This is a genomic window from Sulfitobacter sp. 1A15106, from assembly GCF_043556995.1.
Taxonomy (GTDB): Bacteria; Pseudomonadota; Alphaproteobacteria; order Rhodobacterales; family Rhodobacteraceae; genus Sulfitobacter; species Sulfitobacter faviae.
In genome coordinates this window covers 144,417-166,418 of record NZ_JBIFFM010000003.1, presented here as the reverse complement: position 1 = coordinate 166,418, position 22,002 = coordinate 144,417, and the positions used below count along the sequence as shown (strand labels likewise).

Here is a 22,002-nt window from a genome sequence, read left to right as displayed (position 1 = left end):
GGACAGGGCTACTTCGAGCTGGTTATGATATAACATATCGAATCATGACGCAGGCCAAACCACGGAGAACGACATGCCCCAAACATCCGCATCCCCGCTATTCTTCCTGACGCTCAGCGCGGGCCTTGCCCTTTCGGCCCCGGTCGTGGCCGAGACGAAAGAGGCATCGCATGACCACGCCCACGACCAGAACGACATCTACAAAGGCTACTTTGACGACGCGCAGATCAAGGATCGGCCCTTGTCGGATTGGGCGGGGGACTGGCAATCGGTCTACCCGCTGTTGCAGCAGGGCGCGCTGGACGCGGTGATGCAGCACAAGGCCGAACACGGCGACAAGGCGGCGGCGGAGTACAAGGCCTATTACGAGGTTGGCTATGCCACCGATGTGGACCGCATCACCATCGACGGTAATGCCGTGACCTTCTTCCGGGACGGTGATCCGGTGCAGGGGCGCTATGCCAGCGATGGTTATGAGGTGCTGACCTACAAGAAGGGCAACCGCGGCGTGCGCTATGTCTTTGCCAAAGAGGGCGGCGATGCCGAAGCGCCGGAGTATATCCAATTCAGCGACCATATCATCGCGCCGCAAAAGGCCGATCACTATCACCTCTACTGGGGCGACGACCGCGCCGAGGTTTTGGAAGAGTTGACCAACTGGCCGACCTATTTCCCCGCCGAGCTGAGCGCGTCTGAGATCGCGGCGGATATGCAGGCGCATTAAGGGCGGCCCGCGGCATGACTGGCAAAAAGCGAAACCTGCGCAGCGGGCTGAAACAGCGGCGGCGTCAGGGGAACCCGATGGCGGCCTTTGACCAGCTGCCGCCGCCCCTGCGGGCATGGCTGGCGCAGGCGGCGCTGCCGTGGTCGCCTCGTTCGGCGCATCGGCTGTGGTGTCGGGCGTTGCAGCGTTGCGAAGGTGATGTCGCGCAGGCGGTCTCGCATCTTTCGCAGGCGGAGCGCCGGATGCTGGCACAGGACCGGCTGACGCAATAGCCCAATGCAAAACGGGGCGCGCCATGGCACGCCCCGTTTCTTTAACTTCCGCCGGTGCTTAGACCGACAGGCAGACGTATTTCATCTCAAGATAGTCTTCGATCCCGTGGTGCGACCCTTCGCGGCCAAGGCCGGATTGCTTGACCCCGCCAAAGGGCGCAAGCTCGGTCGAGATGATGCCGGTGTTGACGCCGACGATGCCATATTCCAGCGCCTCGGCCACTTTGTAGACGCGGCTGAGGTCCTTGGCATAGAAATAGGAGGCAAGGCCGAAGATCGTGTCGTTGGCCATGGCGATCACGTCATCCACATCCTCGAACTTGAAGAGCGGCGCGAGGGGGCCGAATGTCTCTTCCTTGGCGACCTTCATGTCCTGCGTCACGCCGGTCACGATGGTGGGTCCGAAGAAGTTGCCGCCCATGTCGTCCTTGGCGTTGCCCAGAATGATTTCCGCACCGTTGTCGACCGCATCCTTGATGTGCTCTTGCACCTTGTCCGAGGCTTCGGGGTTGATGAGCGGGCCCAGATCGGTGCCTTCTTCGAGGCCGTCGCCGACCTTCATCTGGCTCACGCGGTCCTTCAGTTTGGCCGCGAAGGCGTCATAGACACCCGCCTGCACATAGATCCGGTTCGCGCAAACGCAGGTCTGGCCGTTGTTGCGGAACTTGCACATGATCGCGCCCTCGACCGCCGCGTCGAGATCGGCGTCGTCGAAGACGATGAAGGGCGCGTTGCCGCCCAGTTCCATCGAACATTTCATCACCTGATCGGCGGCCTGTTTCAGCAGGATGCGCCCCACCTCGGTCGAGCCGGTGAACGTCAGCTTGCGCACGGCGGGGTTCTCGCAGAACTCCTTGCCCACGGCGGAGGAGGAGGAGGATGGCACCACGTTGAACACGCCCGCCGGGATCCCTGCGCGTTCCGCGAGCACACCCATGACGATGGCCGACAGCGGCGTCTCCGCCGCCGGACGCGCCACAAAGGAACAGCCCGCCGCCAGCGCTGGCGCGGCTTTGCGGGTGATCATCGCATTGGGGAAGTTCCACGGGGTGATCGAGGCCGCGACGCCGATGGGCTGTTTCATCACCATGATGCGCTTGTCGCGCTGGTGGCCGGGGATCATCTCACCGTAGACCCGCTTGGCCTCTTCGCCGAAGAATTCGATGAAGGAGGCGCCATAGGCGATCTCGCCCTTGGCTTCGGCCAGCGGCTTGCCCTGCTCGGCGGTGAGGATGGTGCCCAGATCGTCTTGGTTCTCCATCATCAGGTCGAACCATTTGCGCAGCACGGCGGCGCGTTCCTTGCCAGTCCAAGCGGCCCAGTCCTTCTGCGCCTTCTCGGCTTGGGCAATCGCGCCCGCGACCTGCGCGCGGCTAAGGTCTGCGACCTGTGCGATGACATCGCCCCGCGCGGGATTGGTCACGTCAAATGTACCGTCGTCGCCTTCGACCCATTGGCCGCCGATATAGGCGCGGGTTTCAAGCAGGCTGGGGTCTTTCAGCAGTGATTTCAGATCCGTCTTAGCATCAGTCATGTCATCTCTCCGCTATTCTCTATAGCCTCCAAAGCAACAACGAGTATGATTGTCCAGTTAAGTTTGATCAAATCCGGGGTGGGAGACCCAAATGATGCTAGATGACGCCTATGCAAACGCTGCCTATATCGACGGGGCCGACGGCTTTCCGCCCCGCTGGGAAAAGGAGGCAGAGGCATTCCGCGCGTCATTGGGGGCGCGGGCGCAGCTTAACGTGCGCTATGGTCCTTCGGACCGTCAAAAGTTCGACTTCTTCCAGCCCGAGGGGGTGTCGCGGGGCACGGCGGTTTTCGTGCATGGCGGCTATTGGAAGGCTTTCGACAAGAGCTATTGGTCGCATCTGGCCGCCGGTCCTTTGGCGCGGGGCTATGCCGTGGCGGTGCCGTCCTATGACCTCTGCCCTGAGGTGCGCATTTCCGAGATTTCCACCCAGATCGCCGCGGCGCTGACCGAAGTGGCGAACCGCACGCAGGGCACCATCGTGCTGTCGGGCCATTCGGCGGGCGGGCATTTGGTGGCCCGCATGACCGACCCGCTGCTGCTGGGGGCCGAGGTGCGCGACCGGATCACGCGGATCGTGCCGATCTCCCCCGTGGCCGATCTGGAGCCCTTGCTGCAAACCGAAATGAATGACACCCTGCGGCTGGATGAGGCCGAAGCCGCCGCTGAAAGCCCAATCAAGATGACCCCGCCCCATGGTGTGGATGTGACCGTTTGGGTCGGCGCGGCGGAGCGGCCCGTCTTCCTCGAACAGGCCGAGAATTTCGCCCGCAGTTGGGGCGCGAAACATGTGGTGGCCGAGGGCAAGCACCATTTCGACGTGATCGATCCGCTGTCAGAGCCGGACAGCGACCTGACCAAAGCGCTGCTGGGCAGCTAAGGTCCGCATTTTGCGGCAAATGCCTCGCCTTATTGCGCGTAAGGCATTTGCCGCAGTGCCGCGGAAACACTATGTCAGAAGGGCAAAGGCCCCTGTCCGGCCGCGCGACCTAATGGAAAGGGCCGAAGATGAGAATCGTTAAATGGGTGTTCTGGGTGACCGTCTGGGTGCTGGTGGGGGCGTTCTTCCACTATACCCTGCCGCAGACCGATATCGTCCGCGTCACGGACACCTATGAAAAGCGGATCGACTTCGGCAACAATTCGATCTTCTGGTCCGACTCATCGACCGATAGCGCGGGGCAGGCGGTCAACCGCGATGTCTTTTTCATCCAGACCCGCCGTGCCAAGGGCGATGTCATGGTCTACCGCAACGAAGACACCGGCTGGGGCTGGCCGCCCTATTTCAAGTTCGACACTGCCAACCTTCAGGCCGAGGCAGCCGATGCCCGCAGCACCACCGGCGCGCCGCAGTATTACGCGCTTAAGCATTACGGCTGGCGCAGTGAGCTTTTGTCGATCTACCCCAATGCCATTTCGCTCCGCCCGGTCGATGGGCCGGAGGCGAGCAAGGGTATCCCCTTCGTGACCATCATCGTGCTGACCCTCGCCGCGGCGCTGTTCTATGCGATCTGGGTGCGCTGGCGGCGGTTCCGCCGCGCGCGGCTCGACCCCAAGATCGAGGCGATCGAGGATGACATCGCCGCGCGGCGGGGCCGCTTTGCCCGCTGGCGGGCCGAACGTCGCGCGCGGAAATAACCTCACCACGAACTGCAGGCGCTGAGCGGGGCAAGAAGCGCCCCGCATTCAGCTAAATTCTGGTATTCCATCCTATATGGACATCATCCTCGTCACCACGGTCATTGCGTCGCTCTTTGTCGTTATCGGCTTGGCCGAACCTTTGGCGGCGCGGTTGCAATTGCCTTACAGCGTGATCCTTGCGGTGCTGGGCATCCTGATCGGGGTCTCGGCGACCTTTTTCCTGCGGACCGATCTGACGGATGCGCTAAACCCGGTGGCGGCGGCCATTCTGGGGCTGCCGATCCGGTCGAACGTCTTTCTATACGTCTTCCTGCCGACGCTGTTGTTTCAGGCGACATTGGGAATGAACCTGCGCCGTATGGTCGACGATTGGGTGCCCATTCTGGTGCTGGCGGTCGTGGCCGTGGTGGTGGCGACGGTCAGCATTGGCTACGCGCTGTTCTGGGTCAGTGCGATCCCGCTGGCGGCCTGTCTGCTGATCGGGGCCATCGTCTCGACCACGGACCCATCGGCGGTGGTCTCGATCTTTCGGTCGATCTCGGCCCCGCGGCGGCTTGCGCGGATCATCGAAGGCGAAAGCCTGCTGAACGATGCCGCGGCCATCGCGCTTTTCGGCCTGTTCATGGGCTATGTCATGCTGGGCATTCCCGACCCGGAACTGGGCAGTGCGCTTGCGCAATTCCCGATGCTGATCGCAGGTGGGGCGTTGGTGGGCTGGCTCGGCGCGCGGATCGCGGTTTGGGTCATGGCGCTGTTTGCGCGGCATGAATTGGCGCAACAGTCCATCTCGGTCGCGCTGCCCTATCTGGCCTATATCGTGGCCGAGCAAAGCGTCGGCGCTTCGGGGGTGATCGCCGTGGTGGCGGCGGGTCTGACGCTGAACCTCACCGCGCCGGGGCGGCTGCCGCCGCAGGCGTTGACCAACCTGCGCGAGCTTTGGGACGTGCTGGCCCATTGGGCGGGGGCGCTGATCTTTATCCTCGCCGCCCTGCTGATCCCGCGGCTGCTTGAGGAAGTCCGGCTGGAGGATTTCTTTCTCATCGCCGTGGTCGTGGTGGCCGCCATTTTCGCCCGCGCGGTGATCCTTTTCGGCCTGCTGCCCCTGTTGACGGCGGCGAAGCTTTCGCCCGCGGTCGAGCGGCCCTACCGGGTGGCGATCCTCTGGGGCGGCTTGCGCGGGGCGGTCACCTTGGCGCTGGCGCTGGCGGTGACGGAAAGCGTGCGGGTGCCGGATGACATTCAGCGGATCGTGGGTATTCTGGCCACCGGCTTCACGCTCTTCACCCTGCTGGCCCAGGGTACGACGCTGCGCTGGATCATCGGGCGGCTGGGGCTGGATCAACTCTCGCCCATCGACCACGCCCTGTCGCGGCAGGTCATCGCCGTGGCCCTGCAGACCGTGCGCGAGGACGTGGCCCAAACGACCGAGAATTACGACCTGAACCGCGACATCGTCCGCTCTGAGGCGAAACGGTTTGGCGAGCGGCTTGAGACAGCGGTCAAGACCGCGGAGGAGGCGACCGATATCCTCGACCGCGACCGCATCGCGCTTGGGCTGATCGCGTTGGCGGGGCATGAGCGTGACACGATCCTTGCGCGGGTGCGCGAGCGGACGATCTCGGCCCGGATGGCCGATCTGGTGCTCTCGGATGCGGACCGGCTAATCGAAGGGGCGCGAACCCAAGGGCGCAGCGGCTATCAACGCGCGGCGCGGCGCAGCGTGGCCTATGGGCGCACTTTTCGCGCGGCGGCAGTGCTGCACGGGCGCTACGGCGTGTCGGGGCCGCTGGCGCGGATGACGGCGGACCGCTTTGAAATGCTGCTGTCGCAACGGTTGATCCTGCGGGATCTGGGCACTTTTATCGATGGCCGCATTCGCCGGATCCATGGGCGGCGGGTGGCCGAATTGCTGCACGACCTGTTGGCGCGCCGCATCGAAGGGATTGAAACCGCGCTGGAGGGGCTGCGCTTGCAGTATCCCGGCTATGCTGAGGAGTTGGAACGGCGTTTCATCCGCCGCACGGCACTGCGTTTGGAAGAGCGTGAATATACGTTGATGCGCGAAGACGGTCTCTTTGGGGCCGAGGTCTATACCGCCTTGATGCAGGAACTGGCGACCCGGCGCACCGCGGCAGAGGGGCGTCCTGGCCTTGACCTTGCCGTGCGGCGCGGTGCTTTCATCGAGCAGTTTCCGCTGTTTGCGGATCTGGAGGAGGGCGCGCTCAAACGGCTGAGCCGGGCGCTCAAGACCCGCTATGTCGATATCGGTGACGTGGTTTTGCGTAAGGAAAGCCCGGCGCGCAGCGTGTTTTTCATCGCCTCAGGTGCTGTCGAATTGGAAAGCGCGGGCCAGACTTGGCGATTGGGGCGGGGGGAGATGTTCGGCCAGATGGCCATCCTGACGAACCGCGTCCGTCGGGTGGATGTGCGCGCCATCGCGCCGACCACGCTTTTGGTTCTGGACGAGGACCGGTTCCGCCGCCTGCTGGAACGAAGCGCGGCCTTGCGCGAGGCGGTGCGTGCCAGTGCGGAGAAGCGCGGGATCGATCCGGTGGATCTGATCTCGGGCGGGCGGGGGTAGCTCGGCGCGTCAAACGTTGGGGGGCGTTTGGGGGCGGTGTTGTGCAGGGTATTTGAGAAAGGATGAAGATAAGGGGAAGTGCGGCCGGTAGAGGCGGCCGCACCTTTGGCTGGGCTTAGTCTTCGGGGGAGATTTCGCCGGTGGTGGCGTCGATCAGAAGTTCGCGTTCGCCGGTGGCGTCGGTCAGTTCGACTTCATAGACCATGCGGTCATCTTCATCGTCGAGCGAGACTTCCTCGATCCGTGTGCCGTCTTGGCCTTCCAGCTCGGTCAGCGCGGTCATCAGCACATCGCGGGCCGTGCCAGCGGCGCGCAACTCATCCTCTTGGAAGAGGCCGCTGAGGAAGCTGGTGAGTTGCTCTTCGGATTGCTTCATCACATCGCCGGTGGCGGCATTGACGGTGACTTCGTACACGGATTCGCCGCGTACCAGGTCGATCTCATAGACCAGCGCGTCGCCTTCGGTTTCGATTTCGGCTTCCAGCACGCCGCCATCGATGCTGCTTTGCGCGGATTTGATGGCTTGGGACATGCTGATGCGCTCAGCCTCGGGGGCGGTCTCTTGCGCGAAGAGGGCTGCGGGGGCGAGCAGGAGCGATGTGGCGAGGGCGGTGAACTTATGTGTCATGGAAAACCTCTTGCGTTGTGGTGCGTCGGGCCGCGAAACGGCGGTCTTGGTTCAACGCTTGGCGCGGGGGGCTGTTCCGAACGGTAGGGGCGGGCGGCGCTAATCTGCGAAGAGGCCTGCGGGTTGGACGATCGCGCGGGCCTCGTCTCCGGTCACCTTGAGGAAATGGGCGAGGGCCGCGGCGTTGGTTTCGGGGTTGGCGTATTCGGAGAGGCGGCTGTAGTTTGCGAATTGGGCGTCGCGGATTTGGTCGACCTCATGCAGCATGTTCCCGCGGATCGTGGGGAGCAGGCGGGACAGGTTTTCTTGCGATGTTTGCGCGCCGCTGAGGCCGATGCGCCGGGCGTGGCCGCTGAGATAGGTGTCGGTCAGTTTGCATTCGACTTCGAGCATGCGCACCTGCGCGCGGTCCGAGGCGAAATCGCGCAGCAGGTCGAGGTTCGACGTGTCGATGCAGACGATCAGCCGCGTGCTGTCGTAGTAGTCGTAGAGCATCCGCATCAGGGCGCGGCGGTGGCGGGTGCGTTTTTCCAGCGTGGTTTGAATGCCGCCGAGGTCGGGCAGAGGGGTGTCTTCTTCGTTGAAGAGAAAATCCACCGCCGGGAGGCCGGTTTGCTGGCGTATCCGTCCGACCAGCCTTTTTGCCACATGCCATTTCTTGGCGATGATGATCAGCAGTTCACGTTCGCGGCCAAGGCTGGATTCCGTCTCCCAAAAGCGGGGGGCGAAGCGGCGGCCAATGCGGCCCCGCGCGGTGAGGAATTCGAACAGGTTGCGGCCTTCGTCGCTGATCTGGAAAGGCACGCCTTGGGCGGCGTAGAGCAGGCCGAGGCGGCGTTTGAGGTCCAGTGCCTCGGGGCTGATTTTGCGGGCGAAGAGGTGGTTCTGGCCGAGCAGCAGGTCATAGTGGTCATTGTAGAAGGTGACCGGCATGCCGTAGTCGGAAAACAGCAGAAAGGTCAGGCTGCGGTTGGCAATTTCGCCTTCGGGGACGAGGTGGCGCACGAGGGTTTGAAAGAAGGTCTCATCTGGGATCCAAGTGCTGCGGAAAAAGCGGATGACATCGGGGCGTTCGTGGCTGAATGCCATCAGCGCTTCGACGGTGCGGCGGCGCAGGCACCACCATTGGCTGCCGATTTGCACCTGAAGGTCGGCAGGGATCTTCCGGGTCAGGCCGAGACGCTTTTGCGCCTCGAACATTGCGTAGAAGCGTTTGCGCTGCGTGCGTTCGTTGAACCAATGGCGATAGATCAGCCGCTCTTCTTTCCAGCCGGTCTTGATCCAATCGCTTTCGAAGTAATCCACGCTTTCGATGAAGTCGGTGTCATTCTCATCGAGGAACCGATGCGCGTATTCGGCGGATTTGATCGCCATGCAATCGCCAGAGAGCAGGTAGAAATGCGTGGCGCGCGGGAAGGCTTCCATCGCGGCGGTAAGCGTGTCGAGCGTGGCTTGCACCAGTGACCATTCGCCCCAGCCGCAGCGGATGCGTTTGCGCGGGAAGGCGACGTTGGGGTTGTCGCGCAGGGCCGCGGTGACCTGGGCGTAGTCTTCGGCGCTGGCGGAGGCGTCGAAATGGATCGCCATGTAATCGCCCACGGCGGTCAGCCGCTCGGCTTGCCGGATGATGGCCTCCGGATCCTTGTGGCACAGCAGGATATAGGCAATTTTCGCCATGCAGGATACCGAATGTCCTTGTCGCGGCCCGCTTGCATCGGCCTTTTGTCGTGAATCACCTTCCTAGTTAATCCTGAAGACCGATTGAATAAACAGCATTTCTTTGCTTTTTTGCACCGAGGTCTGACTGTTGCTTAAAACAGCCAGCGCCAGCAGGAGGCAGGACGCGCATGGGTTTTCCCGGAACATGGATGACGGAAAGTGAGAGCATGGTGTACCGCGTGGTGCCGAAATGCGCCTGTTCGACCATCGGCCAGATCATGTATTATTCCGATCATGGAGAGTTCTTTGACGGCGACATCCATGATGCCAAGTCAGGCATTCATAAATGGGCCTTGGATGGGTCGCAGGGGCCGATCACCGAGAATGTGACGGCGTGCAAGTCCTATGCCTTTACCTGCGTGCGCAACCCTTACACGCGGATTCTGTCGTCTTTCTTTGACAAGATTTGCGGCATTCAGCGCAACGGGCGGCGCTATCGCGGCAATCTGGTGCCGCTGCTGGTGCAGAAATACGGGATCGACGTGGGCGGCGATGACGGCAAACAGGAATTTGACCAGATCGCGAGTTTCCGGCGCTTCTTGCTGTTTGCGCGTGATACCATCCGTTGGCGGCGGCCGATGGACCCGGACATTCACTGGTCTGCGGTCTCGGGCCATATCAGCACCTTTATCGTCAATGGCGGCACCTACGACCAGATCTTCTGGACCGAGCGGTTCAACGATGGGATGCAGCAGGTGCTTGATGCCGTGGACACGCCGCACCCTGTCGATCTGGCCGCGATCCCGCGCTTTAACGAGAGCGAGGGCCATGGGCCCAAGCGGGCGCATCCGGTCGAGGATTACTTTGACGATCTGTCGATGCATCTGATGCGCGAGATCTACAAGCGCGACTTCGACCTGTTCAAATATGACTTCGACAACCCCGGCAATAAGCAACCCTTGGGTGAGATCGATCTTGATGAGGTGCACGCCAAACTGGGTGACTGAGCGGCAGCATCTTGCACCGGGGCGGGTCGCGCTCTACATGCTTTGGCATGTCACAGGTCAAATCCAGCTCCAAATCCGATCCGAACTACAAGGTGATCGCCGAAAACCGCCGCGCGCGGTTTGACTACGCGATCGAAGAAGATATCGAATGCGGTATTATCCTTGAGGGATCCGAGGTGAAATCCCTGCGCGAAGGCGGGGCGAATATCGCCGAGAGCTACGCCGCCGTGGAGGATGGCGAACTGTGGTTGGTGAACTCCTATGTGGCGCCCTACAAGCAGGCCAAGACCTTCCAGCACGAGGAGCGCCGGCGTCGGAAGCTCCTGGTCAGCCGCAAGCAATTGGCCGATCTGTGGAACGCGACGCAGCGCAAGGGCATGACGCTGGTGCCTTTGGTGATGTATTTCAACCATCGCGGCATGGCGAAGATCAAGATCGGCGTGGCTAAGGGTAAAAAGCTGCATGACAAGCGCGAGACGGCGGCCAAGCGCGATTGGTCGCGGCAGAAGCAGCGGTTGTTGAAGGATCACGGGTAAGACGCGCGGCAGGCCCGGAATCAAGCCGTAGGCGCCGGGCCATCGCCTGCCCGCCCGTCACGCCAAAGGCGTGCCAGAATATACTAGGCGCACCTTTGGTGCGACCGGGCTGGCGATTTGGTGAGGCGGGCGCCTCCTTGACGGCACACATCAAAGTTGAACCATAAAGTGGTGCCAACAGCCCGTAGCATCGCCACCCCACGGGCAGGCGATGGCCCTCAGCACGCCTCACCCCCGCCCCTTCCACTTGCCAGCATCCCCCGCCGGTTATAGGCATGGGCAACGCCCGCGACGAAGGAGGCCCCCATGGCCGACGATCCCAAGACATTGGTTTCAACCGATTGGTTGGCTCAGCATCTGAAAGACCCGGACCTGCGCATCCTTGATGCCTCGTGGTATCTGCCCGATGCCGGGCGCGATCCGAAGGCGGAGTATGACGCCGCGCACATCCCCGGCGCGCGCTTTTTCGACATCGACGATATCTCGGACGCGCGCTCGGACCTGCCGCATATGGCCCCGCCGATCGAGAAATTCATGTCGCGGCTGCGCGCCATGGGTGTGGGTGACGGGCATCAGGTGGTGGTCTATGATGGCGCGGGGCTGATGTCCGCCGCGCGCGTCTGGTGGCTGTTCCGCCTGATGGGGCAAGAGAATGTCGCCGTGCTGGATGGCGGGCTGCCCAAATGGCAGGCCGAGGGTCGCGAGACCGAAGACATGCCCCCCGTGCCGCGCGACCGCCATATGACCGTGCGCTTTCAGAACCAATTGGTGCGCGATGTGACACAGGTGGCCCATGCCTCCAAACTCGGCGATCCGCAGATCGTCGACGCCCGTGCCGCAGCACGTTTCCGCGGCGATGCGCCTGAACCGCGCGAGGGGCTGCGCGCAGGCCATATTCCCGGCGCGCGCAACGTGCCCTTCACCGAATTGCTCAACGACGACAAGACGATGAAAACCCCCGTAGAGACCCGCGCCATTTTCGAGGCAGCGGGCGTGGACCTGTCGAAACCCGTCATCACCTCTTGCGGGTCGGGTATCACCGCCGCCGTGCTGGCGCTGGCGCTAGAGCGGATGGGCCACCGCAAATGGTCGCTCTACGATGGCTCATGGGCGGAATGGGGCATGTTCCCCACCGTGCCCGTGGCCACCGGCGCGGCTTAATCCTTTACCGTTACCTTCCAACCGGAGAACCCCATGTTCGAGACGCTCAAGGCGCAACCCGCCGATAAGATCCTCGCCCTTGTACAGGCCTACCGCGAAGACCCGCGCGACACGAAGATCGACCTCGGCGTCGGTGTCTACAAAGACGCCAGCGGCAACACCCCGGTGATGCGCGCCGTCAAAGCCGCCGAGCAGCGCATCTGGGAAAACCAAGACACCAAGGTCTACACCGGTCTTGCGGGTGATCCGACCTATACCAATGCGATGGTTGCGCTTGTTCTGGGCGATGCCGTGCCGCGCGGCGCGATTGCCGCCGCCGCCACCCCCGGGGGCACAGGTGCCGTGCGTCAGGCCTTTGAACTGGTGCGTATGGCCAACCCCGAAGCGCGCGTTTTCGTCTCTGATCCGACATGGCCGAACCACCTGTCGATCCTGTCCTATCTGGGCATGGAAGTGGTGAACTACCGCTATTTCGACAGCGCGACCGGCGGCGTGAACTTCGACGGTATGATCGAAGACCTCAAGACCGCCAAGAAAGGCGATGTGGTCCTGCTGCACGGCTGCTGCCACAACCCCACGGGCGCGAACCTCAACAGCGCGGAGTGGGACGCGGTGATCGAAGTGCTGCAAAGCACCGGCGCCGTGCCGATGATCGACATCGCCTATCAGGGCTTTGGCGACGGGCTGGAAGCGGATGCCGCCGCGACGCGCAAAGTGGCCGCCTCGGTGCCTGAGTGCCTGATCGCGGCAAGCTGCTCTAAGAACTTCGGCATCTACCGCGAACGGACCGGCATTCTGATGCTGGTAGCCGCCGAGGCGGCGCAGGGGCTGAACCAAGCCACTTTGGCCTTCCTCAACCGCCAGAACTACAGCTTCCCGCCCGATCACGGCGCGCGGATCGTGTCGACCATCCTGACCGATGACGAGCTCAAGGCCGATTGGATGGCCGAGCTTGAGGATGTTCGCAACGCCATGCTGGGTCTGCGTGAGCAACTGGCGGGTGAGTTGCAGAAACTTTCCGGGTCGGACCGCTTTGGCTTCCTCGCCCAGCACCGGGGCATGTTCTCGCGCCTTGGCACCACGCCGGATAAGGTCGACGCGCTGCGCGAAAAACATGGCATCTATATGGTCGGCGACAGCCGTATGAACATTGCCGGGTTGAACCAGAACAGCGTGCCGATCCTTGCCCGTGCGATCATCGACGTCGGTATCTAACCACCCACCGGGCCGCGCATGTCGCGGCCCGGACAGTATTCGATTGTTGCGGCACAATCGCCCTATGCCTCTATTCTGGCCCGTTTTAATCAAAACTTGGTCGAAATGGCATGTTTGGATAGCTTGAGTGAAAACTCAGGGTCGGGCCAATTTTAGAATCATTCTTACAGTGCATCCGCTTGGATGTGAGCTTGCCGGCGGTAGAGCTGGTAATCGTGACAGCTACGCTTGTCACCGTGTTGGGCTATTGGGTGCGCGGGCACAGCAGCCTGCCCGGTAAGCATTGGTTTTTGCTGGCCATTCTGGCCATGGACCTCTGGCTTCTGTCGGTCGGGGTCGAACTTTCCGCCACCTCTGCCGCCTGCGCCTTTGGGGTCAGCCGCCTTGCGTGGATCGGCTTTGTTCTGCTGCCAACCTTCTGGGCTTTTTTCCTCTATGAATATGCGCTTGGGGCCAAGGTGCCGCGATGGCTGGTGCCGCTTTGCGCAGGGCTTGCGCCTGCGCTGATCACCCTCGCCGCGGTGACGAGCGGTTGGCATGAGAAGTTCTATGGCCCCGAAACCAAGTGGTTGCTGAGCGCAGAGGGGGCCTATGTCCAATCCGACCACGGCCCGCTGTTCTTCATCGCGATCACCTATCTTTACATGGTCATCATGGCGGCGGCGGTCGTGGCGGGGCGGGCGGTGCGTTCGGCCAACCCGGCGGTGCGCAGCTTTTTCCTCAAGCTTTTTGCCGCGACGCTGATCCCCATGGTGGCCAATCTGGCCTATATCTTGGGCGGCATCACCCTGTTCAATACCGATCCGACGCCTTTCTCATTCGCGCTTTCGCTGACGCTGGTGGTCTGGCTGGTGGCCGATAACCGCTGGATCGACGTGAACGCAATCGCGCGCGAGCTGTTGTTCTACAACAGCACCGATCCGGTTTTCGTGGTCGACCCGAGCGGCGCTGCGATCGAGACCAATCCAGCCGCCGCCGACCTCTTGCGTCGGGAGGCCGATCCCGAGGCCCCGCTGAGCGCCTTTGGGGAGTTGGGGCCGATCATCCGCTATCTCGCGGCCCATGGCAGCCTGCCCGATGTGACCGATATCCAACTGGGCCACCGCCATTTCGCCGTGCGCGCCCATGCGATTTCTCTGGGGGCGGGGCAGAAACAGGTGGGCTGGGCCGTGGCGCTTTTGGATGTGACCGTGCAAAAGATCGCCGCCGAAAAGGCCATCGCCGCCGAGCAGATGCAGGCGCAGTTCCTCGCCACGGTCAGCCATGAGCTGCGCACCCCGCTGACGGTCATCAACGGCGCCCTTGGCCTGCTGTCGCAGGGCGGGGCCAAGGTGAGCGATGCGCAAAAGGCGCGTCTGCTGGCAAAGGCCGCAGGTAGCTCCGAAACGCTGACGACCTTGGTCAATGATCTGATCGACACCCAAAGCCTCAGCAGTGCCGAGTTCAGCATCGACCTGCAGCCTGCCCCTCTCGCCCCGCTGGTGCAAAAGGCCGTGGCCCGGGCAGAGAGCCTGCAACCGGAGAAGCATATCCGCTTCCGCTGCGAGATGCCCGAGACGGTGCTGACGGTCCAAGCCGATGCAGAGCGGTTGGGGCAGGTCTTTGGCAACGTGCTGTCGAACGCGGTGAAATTCTCTGCCCCGGGCGGGCAGGTGGAGGTCAGCCTTCAGCAGTCCGAAGGCATGGCGCATGTACAGGTCAGCGACAGCGGCTGTGGCATCCCCCCGGGCGCGGAAGAGCAGGTCTTTGCGCCCTTTTCGCAGGTCGACGGCTCCGACACCAAGGTCGCCTATGGCAGCGGTCTGGGAATGCATATCACCCGGCAGATTCTGGACCGGCACGGCGGCAGCATCCGCTATGTCAGCGCGCCGGGTGTCGGCACGACCTTTACCATTTCTTTACCCCTAGTGGCCTAACGCAAACCGCCCGGCCATTGCGGGCCGGGCGGTCGATTGTTTGGCGATGTCGCCGGGGCTTAGCCCTTGGCGAACTCGGGGTAGGCTTCCATGCCCAGTTCCGACATGTCCAGACCGGTGATCTCGGCCTCTTCGCTGACCCGGATGCCACCGGCGGCTTTCAGGATCAGCCAGACGACGAAGCTGACGATGAAGACAAAGAGGCCAACCGCGGCAAAGCCGATGATCTGTGTGACGAAGGATGTACCTTCGGTATAGACCGGCACGACCAGCGTGCCCCAGAAACCGGCGATCAGGTGAACCGGGATCGCGCCGACCACATCGTCGATCTTGAACTTGTCGAGCATCGGCACGGTCAGCACCACGATGACACCACCCACGGCGCCGATCCAAAGCGCACCGAAGAGCGTCGGGTCAAGCGGCCCTGCGGTGATCGAAACGAGGCCCGCCAGGGCGCCGTTCAACACCATGGTCAAGTCGACCTTTTTGTACATCACCTGCGTCAGGATCAGCGCAGCGACGGCACCGGCGGCAGCGGCCATGTTGGTGTTGGCGAAAATCTGCGCCACGGCGTCAACGTCTTCGATGGTGCCCATGGCAAGCTGCGACGCACCGTTAAAGCCGAACCAGCCCATCCACAGGATGAACGTGCCCAAAGTGGCGAGGGCAAGGTTGGAACCCGGCATCGGCACAACGCGGCCATCCTTGCCGTATTTGCCCAAACGCGGCCCCAGTACGATGGCCCCGGCGAGTGCGGCGAAACCACCAGCGGCGTGCACGAGGGTCGAACCGGCGAAGTCGCTGAAGCCCATGGCGGAAAGGAAACCGCCGCCCCACTGCCAAGACGCTTCGATCGGGTAGATGAAGCCGGTCAGCACGACCACGAAGATCAGGAAGGGCCAAAGCTTGATCCGCTCGGCCAGTGCACCCGACACGATGGAGGCGGTGGTGGCGCAGAACATCAGCTGAAAGAAGAAGTCGGAGGCGTTGGAATAGCCGCCCGCGTCGATCTCGGTCTTGATGTCCTTGGTCGCGAAGGTGCCAAAGACGCCTTCCATGATCCAATTGCCGTCACCGGGATACATGATGTTGTAGCCGACCAGCCAATACATGACCGCGGCAAGCGCAAAGAGGCCCATGTTCTTGGTCAGCTGCGTGGTGACGTTCTTGGAACGCACCAGCCCCGCTTCCAGCATGGCGAAACCCGCCGCCATCCAGAAGACGAGGAAGCCGCCGATCAGGAAAAGCAGGGTGTTGAAGATGAAGGTCGTATCCGCCAGCGTCGCGTATTCCGCGTCCTGTGCCAGCGCCAGCCCGGGCAGGGCGCTGACCGCCGCTGCGAGGGGAAGTATTAAGATGGGTTTCATATGGTCGTTTCCTGTCTGCGGGTCCGAATGCGTGCTTACCGAAGCGGGCGGCTGCCCGTGCAGCATGAGAAAACCGGATATCAGGCGCTCTTGGACAGGTTTGCCTGCCATATTTGCGCCATTGCTTGGCAGTGCCGCCTAAAAAGCGGGCGCAGGCTGGAATCTGCCTATAAATTAATCAGACATTTGACGCCGATTGGACCTTGCAGCGCTAAACAAACCGCTGCAGTCAGGCTAAAGTGGCGAAAAATAGGGCCGAGCAGGCGATATTATGACCGACAAGAACAAGCGCAAACGCCCTTTGGTGGCCGACAAGCGGTATCCCGGTAAGGCCAAACCCAAGGCCAAGACCGCGGCGCGGGGCAAACCGGCCACGCGCAAGGCTGCGCCCGCCCGTCGCAAAGCCGCCCGCCCCAAACGCCCCCGGCGCGGCGGTATCCTCGGCTTTTTTGCGGGGGTGGCCCGTTGGATTTGGCGGTTGATCTGGACCATCACATGGCGAGTGAGCCTTGTGATCTTCCTCGTGCTCGCCTTGGCGGTTGGCTATATCTACACCACGATCCCGCCGCTCGAAACGCTGCTGGATGGCCGCGCGCGCGGCTCAGTCACCATGCTCGACCGTGAGGGAGAGGTTTTTGCTTGGCGCGGCGACCAGTTTGGCGGCGTGGTCTCGGCGGAATCGGTCTCCAAACATCTGAGAAACGCGGTCATCGCCACCGAGGACAAGCGATTCTATCGCCATCTGGGCGTCAGCCCGCGGGGCATCGCCTCGGCTGTGCGCATCAACCTGAGCGAGGGGCGCGGGCCGCTTTCCGGCCACGGCGGCTCGACCATCACCCAGCAGACAGCCAAACTGCTTTGTCTGGGGGAGCCCTATGACCCCAGCAGCGGCATGACGGAAAAGGAATATGAGGCGGAATGCCGTCGTTCGTCCTTGGGCCGCAAGGCCAAGGAAGCGCTCTTTGCCATCGCGATGGAGTTGAAATACACCAAGAACGACATCCTCTCGATCTACCTCAACCGCGCCTATATGGGCGGCGGGGCCTTCGGGGCCGAGGCTGCGGCGCAGCGGTTCTTCGGCAAGCCCGCCGCCGCGCTTTCGCCCTCGGAAGGTGCGATGCTGGCCGGTCTTTTGACCGCGCCCACAACCCTGTCGCCCACCAACAATCTGGACCGATCGCAAAGCCGCGCCGCCACGGTGATCCGCCTGATGGAAGAGCAGGGCTATCTCTCTGCCGCCGAGGCTGATGAGGCCATCGCGAACCCTGCGCAACTGTCCGAGGCGGCAGAAGCCGAGGCGGGCGGCTATTTCGCCGATTGGGTCATGTCATCGGGGCCGGAGTTCTTTACCCGCAACACCACCGAGGACGTGATCATCAAGACCACCCTAGATCAGCGCATTCAGCGCGCGGCCGAGGACGGGTTGAAATGGGTGTTTGAGAATAAGGTCCGCGAAGGCTCCAAGGCGCAGGCGGCGATCGTGGTGATGTCTTCTGATGGCGCGGTGCGTGCGCTGGTGGGCGGGCGCAAGACCAAGGTCGCGGGCGCCTTCAACCGCGCCACGCAGGCGATGCGTCAGACTGGCTCGGCCTTCAAACCCTTCATCTATGCCGCGGCGCTCGATCTGGGCTATTCGCCCGATGACATCATCGTGGATGAGCCCTATTGCCTGAACATTCCCGGCTCGGGTCAGTGGTGCCCCAAGAACTACACCAAGAGTTTCAAGGGGCCGGTGACCCTGACCGAGGCGCTGAAAAGTTCGCTGAACATTCCGGCGGTGAAAGTCTCGGAAAGCGTGGGCCGCGAAACGGTGAGTTCGGTCGCCACCCAGTTCGGCATCAAAAGCGATCTGGCCGCCGGCCCGGCGCTGGCGCTTGGCGCATCGGAGAGCACCCTGCTTGAAATGACCGGCGCCTATGCCGGTATCCTCAACGGCGGCTCATCGGTGACGCCCTATGGGTTGGTTGACCTGCGCCTTCTGGGCGAGACGGAGCCGCTGATGGGCACTGGCGGTGGCATCAACGAACGTGTGATCCAAGAAGATGCCGCGCGCCAGTTGGTCTATATGATGGAAAAGGTGATCTCCGAAGGGACCGGCCAGCGCGCCAAGTTTGGCGGGCGGCAATTGGCGGGCAAGACCGGCACCACCTCGGCCAACAAGGATGCTTGGTTCGTCGGCTTCTCGGCGGATTATGTTGCCGGGGTCTGGATGGGCTATGACGACAACACGCCGCTCACCGGGGTCACGGGCGGTGGCCTGCCCGCAGAGATTTGGCGCGAAACCATGAGCCGCGTGCATGAGGGGATGCCCCTCAAGGAGTTGCCGATGCAGGCGCCCGCCCCGCCCAGCAACCTGAGCGAGGCACAGCCCGAACCGCAGCCACAGCCGCAACCCCAAGGCGGTGGCAACCAAGGCGGCGGCGCGGACAATGTGATCGACAGGGTTCTGCGCGATATCTTTGGCGGCGGCAGCAGCGGCAGCGGGGCCAGTGCGCCCGCGCCGAACTTCCTTGACCGCTGAGGCGGTCGGGGGCGGGCCGAAAAATCAATAGCATTGGGTTGTTAAACTCAGTATCAATTCCCCAAAGGCGGGAAGGTGCTGCGCGCGTGGCGGGCAGCGTTGAAGGGATTTGATGCAGAGCGATGTGGTGAACAGGGGGCTGTCCGAACTGCGTCGCGTGCGCAGGCGCAGCCGCGGGCTTTATTGGGCGGTGGCCTTGTTCAGCCTTTTTGCCAATATGCTCATGCTCACCGGCCCGCTCTATATGTTGCAGGTCTATGACCGCGTGCTCGGCTCAGGGTCAGAGGAAACGCTGATCGCCCTCTCGGTTCTCGTCGTCTTTCTCTATGCGGTGATGGGGCTTTTGGACTACACCCGCGGCCGGATCATGGCGCGGGTGGGGGCGCGGTTTCAATCCGACCTCGACCGGCGGGTGTTCGACGCGGTGGTGCGCAAATCCGCCGTGGCCCCGGACGTGAAAACCAACGCGGGCCTTGCCGATCTCGAAGCCGTGCAGCGCCTCATGACCTCCCCGGTGCTGATGGCCGCCTTTGATGCGCCATGGACGCCGATCTTCTTTGCCGCGATCTTCTTGTTCCACCCGATGCTGGGCTGGCTGGCCTTGGGTGGTGCCGCTGTGCTGGTGGCAATCGCGGTGGCCAATCAGATGCTGTCGCGCGAAAGCCAAGCCCGGGCTGGCGTCTCGGGGCAGGCGGCGGATGCCATGTCGGGCCAGATCAGGGTCGAAGCGGAGATGGTGCAGGCCATGGGCATGCGCGATGCCGCCTTTACCCGCTGGCAGCAGGCCCGGGGGCAGGCGCTGGCGCAGCAGGTGAAATCGACCGACGTGGGCGGCACTTTCACCGCGATGACCAAGACGCTGCGGCTGTTTCTGCAATCCGCCATGCTGGGCCTCGGCGCGTGGCTGGTCTTGAAAAACCAGATGACGCCGGGCGCGATGATCGCAGGCTCGATCCTCTTGGGCCGGGCGCTGGCGCCGGTGGAACTGGCGTTGAACCAATGGCCGGTGGTGCAGCGGGGCCGGGCCGGTTGGGCCAATCTGGCGCAGCTTCTGGGTGCGGTGGGGGAAGAGCCCGCGCGCACTGCCCTACCACAGCCTAAGGCAAAACTCGCCGCAAAGGCGCTGACCGTCGTGGCGCCGGGTGAGAAACAGGCGGCGCTCAAGTCGATCAACTTCACCGTAGAGCCGGGGCAGGCGGTTGGCGTGATCGGCCCTTCGGGGGCGGGGAAATCGACCTTGGCCCGCACGCTCACCGGGGTCTGGCCGCCTGCGGGCGGGTCTATCCGCCTCGACGGGGCCGCGCTGGAGCATTACGGGAGCGAGACCTTGGGGCGGCATATCGGATATCTGCCGCAGCGCGTTCAGTTGTTCGACGGCACCATTGCCGAAAATATCGCCCGCCTCTCCCCCAATCCTGACGACGACAAAGTGGTCAAGGCGGCCAAGATGGCGGCGGCCCATGAGATGATCCTCGAATTCCCGCAAGGCTATGACACGCCCATCCGCGCGGGGCAGGTGCGGCTTTCGGGCGGGCAGATGCAGCGGATCGGGCTGGCCCGGGCGCTTTATGATGACCCGGTGATCGTCGTGCTGGATGAGCCGAACTCGAACCTCGACAATACCGGCTCTCAGGCGCTGAACCACGCGATCCGGCAGATGAAGGCCAGCGGGCGGTCGGTGCTGATCATGGCGCATCGCCCGGCGGCCATTCAGGAATGCGACACGCTGCTGGTGCTGGATAACGGCATGCGCAAAGCCTTTGGCCCCAAGGATGAGGTGCTGGCCGGGATGGTGCAAAACCACCGCGAGATCCAGAAAGCGCCCGCGCGCTCGGGGGGCGTGGTATGAACGCCCGCGAGGACAAGCGCTGGTCGGCGACGCGGCCCCTGATCCTTGGGTTCATCGGGCTGCTCTTGCTCTTCGGCGGTTTCGGCACATGGGCGGTGACCAGCCAAATCGCCGGAGCAGTCGTGGCCTCGGGCCGGATCGAAGTCGACCGCAACCGGCAGATCGTCCAGCATGAGACCGGCGGTGTCGTGGCCGACATCCTCGTGGATGAGGGCGATAGCGTCGCCGCCGGGGATGTGCTGCTGCGGCTGGATGCGGAGCAGTTGACCTCGCAATTGGCCATTGTCGAAGGGCAGCTTTACGAGCTTATGGCCCGCCGGGGACGGCTAGAGGCGCAGCGCGACGAGGTCGAGACGGTCACATTTGCCGAAGAGTTGCTATCAGCCGGGGCGACGAACCCTGACGTGCAGGAATTGGTGGACGGGCAGCGCAACCTTTTTGACGCGCGCCGCGTCAGCGTGGCGCAAGAGCTTGAGCAGTTGGGCAAACGCCGGGCGCAGATCAACGCGCAAATCCGCGGGGTCGACGCGCAAGAGGCCGCGCTTTCGCGGCAGTTGGAGCTGATCGAAGAGGAATTGGCCAATCAGCAATCGCTGCTGGACCGGGGCCTGACACAGGCCTCTGCCGTGCTTACCCTCATGCGCGAACAGGCCCGCCTGCGCGGCCAGATCGGAGAGCTTTCGGCGCAAAAGGCCCAGTCACAAGAGCGGGTGACAGAGATTGACATCGAACGGCTCAAACTGCGCTCCGCCGGGCGGGAAGAGGCGATCACCCAGCTGCGCGATCTGCGATACCGTGAGTTGGAGATGGCCGAGCAGCGCCGCGCGCTGAGGGCCGAGATCGACCGCCTTGATATCCGCGCGCCGGTGTCGGGGGTGATCTATGGTATGCAGGTGCAGACCCCGCGCTCGGTCGTGCGCGCGGCGGAGCCGCTGATGTATCTCGTCCCGCAGGACCGTCCGCTGATCATCGCCTCGCAGGTGCAGACCATCCACATCGATCAGGTCGCCGTGGGCCAAGAGGTGAACCTACGGCTTTCGGCGCTGAACCAGCGCACCACGCCGGAACTGGTGGGCAAGGTCTTGCAGGTCTCCGCCGATTCCATCGAAGATGACGCCACCGGTCAGAGCTATTACCGGGCCGAGATCGCGCTGAACCCCGGTGAGACGGATAAGCTGGAGGAGGGCACCATTCTCCTACCCGGCATGCCGGTCGAGGCTTTCATCCGCACCGGGGAGCGCTCTCCCATGGCCTATTTGCTGAAACCGATGGCCGACTATTTCGCCCGCGCCTTCCGCGAAAGCTGAGGCGGGGCAGGTGGCAAAGGGGCTTTCCCTTGGCGCGGCGGGCGGTTAGCGTCCGCCCCAGAACCGCAACCAAAGGAAGCCCGT

The 22,002-nt window shown here is 63.0% G+C and carries 17 protein-coding genes; 13 read left to right on the top strand and 4 right to left on the bottom strand.

All coding sequences use genetic code 11. The annotated features are described in order from the left end of the window. The first annotated feature begins 73 nt into the window (after positions 1 to 73). Positions 74 to 724, top strand: coding sequence for a ZinT family metal-binding protein (locus tag ACGYKA_RS05730; RefSeq protein WP_394408453.1), 651 nt, complete (start codon positions 74 to 76; stop codon positions 722 to 724). A 14-nt stretch (positions 725 to 738) separates the two neighbouring features. Next, complete coding sequence (locus tag ACGYKA_RS05725; protein WP_394408456.1) at positions 739 to 996, top strand: DUF6525 family protein; 258 nt, start codon at positions 739 to 741, stop codon at positions 994 to 996. A 58-nt stretch (positions 997 to 1,054) separates the two neighbouring features. Here the strand turns inward: ACGYKA_RS05725 and ACGYKA_RS05720 are convergent, their stop codons facing one another. Next, a complete protein-coding gene (locus tag ACGYKA_RS05720) occupies positions 1,055 to 2,530 on the bottom strand; it encodes an NAD-dependent succinate-semialdehyde dehydrogenase (protein ID WP_067266799.1) in 1,476 nt (491 codons plus the stop codon). A 91-nt stretch (positions 2,531 to 2,621) separates the two neighbouring features. On the opposite strand from ACGYKA_RS05720, the gene ACGYKA_RS05715 reads away from it, so the two are divergent. The 3 genes from ACGYKA_RS05715 (at position 2,622) to ACGYKA_RS05705 (ending at position 6,752) form a co-directional block, all read left to right on the top strand. Further along, positions 2,622 to 3,410, top strand: coding sequence for an alpha/beta hydrolase (locus tag ACGYKA_RS05715; protein WP_394408459.1), 789 nt, complete (start codon positions 2,622 to 2,624; stop codon positions 3,408 to 3,410). A 128-nt stretch (positions 3,411 to 3,538) separates the two neighbouring features. Further along, positions 3,539 to 4,168, top strand: a complete 630-nt coding sequence (locus ACGYKA_RS05710; protein ID WP_394408462.1) for a DUF1523 family protein — start codon at positions 3,539 to 3,541, stop codon at positions 4,166 to 4,168. 76 nt (positions 4,169 to 4,244) lie between these two features. Next, a complete protein-coding gene (locus ACGYKA_RS05705; RefSeq protein WP_394408464.1) occupies positions 4,245 to 6,752 on the top strand; it encodes a cation:proton antiporter in 2,508 nt (835 codons plus the stop codon). Positions 6,753 to 6,867: 115 nt separating this feature from the next. Here ACGYKA_RS05705 and ACGYKA_RS05700 read toward each other — a convergent pair whose 3' ends face one another. Then, positions 6,868 to 7,380 (bottom strand): PepSY domain-containing protein, encoded by a 513-nt coding sequence (locus ACGYKA_RS05700; RefSeq protein WP_394408466.1) that lies wholly within the window; start codon positions 7,378 to 7,380, stop codon positions 6,868 to 6,870. Between the two features lie 99 nt (positions 7,381 to 7,479). Then, positions 7,480 to 9,057: a DUF5928 domain-containing protein gene (locus tag ACGYKA_RS05695; RefSeq protein WP_394408468.1), complete on the bottom strand. Its 1,578-nt coding sequence runs from the start codon at positions 9,055 to 9,057 to the stop codon at positions 7,480 to 7,482. 170 nt (positions 9,058 to 9,227) lie between these two features. On the opposite strand from ACGYKA_RS05695, the gene ACGYKA_RS05690 reads away from it, so the two are divergent. The 5 genes from ACGYKA_RS05690 (at position 9,228) to ACGYKA_RS05670 (ending at position 14,874) form a co-directional block, all read left to right on the top strand. Then, positions 9,228 to 10,046: a sulfotransferase family protein gene (locus ACGYKA_RS05690; RefSeq protein WP_394408471.1), complete on the top strand. Its 819-nt coding sequence runs from the start codon at positions 9,228 to 9,230 to the stop codon at positions 10,044 to 10,046. Positions 10,047 to 10,093: 47 nt separating this feature from the next. Then, on the top strand, positions 10,094 to 10,582 hold the full coding sequence (gene smpB, locus ACGYKA_RS05685) for an SsrA-binding protein SmpB (RefSeq protein WP_067266812.1): 489 nt from the start codon (positions 10,094 to 10,096) through the stop codon (positions 10,580 to 10,582). Between the two features lie 306 nt (positions 10,583 to 10,888). Further along, a complete protein-coding gene (gene sseA, locus ACGYKA_RS05680) occupies positions 10,889 to 11,743 on the top strand; it encodes a 3-mercaptopyruvate sulfurtransferase (protein ID WP_394408474.1) in 855 nt (284 codons plus the stop codon). Between the two features lie 33 nt (positions 11,744 to 11,776). After that, positions 11,777 to 12,958 carry an aromatic amino acid transaminase gene (locus ACGYKA_RS05675; RefSeq protein WP_394408477.1) on the top strand — a complete coding sequence of 394 codons (1,182 nt, stop codon included), beginning with the start codon at positions 11,777 to 11,779 and terminating at the stop codon, positions 12,956 to 12,958. A gap of 215 nt (positions 12,959 to 13,173) precedes the next feature. Next, the gene (locus ACGYKA_RS05670) at positions 13,174 to 14,874 is read left to right on the top strand and encodes a histidine kinase N-terminal 7TM domain-containing protein (RefSeq protein WP_394408480.1); all 1,701 of its coding nucleotides are present in this window, start codon (positions 13,174 to 13,176) and stop codon (positions 14,872 to 14,874) included. Positions 14,875 to 14,933: 59 nt separating this feature from the next. Here the strand turns inward: ACGYKA_RS05670 and ACGYKA_RS05665 are convergent, their stop codons facing one another. Next, entirely contained in the window at positions 14,934 to 16,241 is a 1,308-nt protein-coding gene (locus ACGYKA_RS05665) for an ammonium transporter (protein WP_067266825.1), read from the bottom strand. 271 nt (positions 16,242 to 16,512) lie between these two features. Between ACGYKA_RS05665 and ACGYKA_RS05660 the strand changes: the two genes are divergently transcribed. The 3 genes from ACGYKA_RS05660 to ACGYKA_RS05650 all read left to right on the top strand — a co-directional run bounded on the left by ACGYKA_RS05660 (position 16,513) and on the right by ACGYKA_RS05650 (position 21,918). Further along, positions 16,513 to 18,762: a transglycosylase domain-containing protein gene (locus ACGYKA_RS05660; protein ID WP_394408483.1), complete on the top strand. Its 2,250-nt coding sequence runs from the start codon at positions 16,513 to 16,515 to the stop codon at positions 18,760 to 18,762. Between the two features lie 112 nt (positions 18,763 to 18,874). Further along, the gene (locus tag ACGYKA_RS05655; protein ID WP_394408486.1) at positions 18,875 to 20,611 is read left to right on the top strand and encodes a type I secretion system permease/ATPase; all 1,737 of its coding nucleotides are present in this window, start codon (positions 18,875 to 18,877) and stop codon (positions 20,609 to 20,611) included. Further along, entirely contained in the window at positions 20,608 to 21,918 is a 1,311-nt protein-coding gene (locus ACGYKA_RS05650) for an HlyD family type I secretion periplasmic adaptor subunit (protein WP_394408489.1), read from the top strand. The genes ACGYKA_RS05655 and ACGYKA_RS05650 overlap by 4 nt, the downstream gene beginning before the upstream one ends. Positions 21,919 to 22,002 lie beyond the last annotated feature (84 nt).

Excerpts from the sequence above, each read along its gene's own strand:
- ACGYKA_RS05660 (WP_394408483.1), top strand. The coding sequence starts at position 16,513 with ATGACCGACAAGAACAAGCGCAAACGCCCTTTGGTGGCCGACAAGCGG.
- ACGYKA_RS05715 (WP_394408459.1), top strand. The coding sequence starts at position 2,622 with ATGATGCTAGATGACGCCTATGCAAACGCTGCCTATATCGACGGGGCC.
- sseA (WP_394408474.1), top strand. The coding sequence starts at position 10,889 with ATGGCCGACGATCCCAAGACATTGGTTTCAACCGATTGGTTGGCTCAG.
- ACGYKA_RS05710 (WP_394408462.1), top strand. The coding sequence starts at position 3,539 with ATGAGAATCGTTAAATGGGTGTTCTGGGTGACCGTCTGGGTGCTGGTG.
- ACGYKA_RS05720 (WP_067266799.1), bottom strand. The coding sequence starts at position 2,530 with ATGACTGATGCTAAGACGGATCTGAAATCACTGCTGAAAGACCCCAGC.
- ACGYKA_RS05700 (WP_394408466.1), bottom strand. The coding sequence starts at position 7,380 with ATGACACATAAGTTCACCGCCCTCGCCACATCGCTCCTGCTCGCCCCC.
- ACGYKA_RS05665 (WP_067266825.1), bottom strand. The coding sequence starts at position 16,241 with ATGAAACCCATCTTAATACTTCCCCTCGCAGCGGCGGTCAGCGCCCTG.
- ACGYKA_RS05705 (WP_394408464.1), top strand. The coding sequence starts at position 4,245 with ATGGACATCATCCTCGTCACCACGGTCATTGCGTCGCTCTTTGTCGTT.
- ACGYKA_RS05695 (WP_394408468.1), bottom strand. The coding sequence starts at position 9,057 with ATGGCGAAAATTGCCTATATCCTGCTGTGCCACAAGGATCCGGAGGCC.
- smpB (WP_067266812.1), top strand. The coding sequence starts at position 10,094 with ATGTCACAGGTCAAATCCAGCTCCAAATCCGATCCGAACTACAAGGTG.
- ACGYKA_RS05650 (WP_394408489.1), top strand. The coding sequence starts at position 20,608 with ATGAACGCCCGCGAGGACAAGCGCTGGTCGGCGACGCGGCCCCTGATC.
- ACGYKA_RS05730 (WP_394408453.1), top strand. The coding sequence starts at position 74 with ATGCCCCAAACATCCGCATCCCCGCTATTCTTCCTGACGCTCAGCGCG.
- ACGYKA_RS05690 (WP_394408471.1), top strand. The coding sequence starts at position 9,228 with ATGGGTTTTCCCGGAACATGGATGACGGAAAGTGAGAGCATGGTGTAC.
- ACGYKA_RS05725 (WP_394408456.1), top strand. The coding sequence starts at position 739 with ATGACTGGCAAAAAGCGAAACCTGCGCAGCGGGCTGAAACAGCGGCGG.
- ACGYKA_RS05655 (WP_394408486.1), top strand. The coding sequence starts at position 18,875 with ATGCAGAGCGATGTGGTGAACAGGGGGCTGTCCGAACTGCGTCGCGTG.
- ACGYKA_RS05675 (WP_394408477.1), top strand. The coding sequence starts at position 11,777 with ATGTTCGAGACGCTCAAGGCGCAACCCGCCGATAAGATCCTCGCCCTT.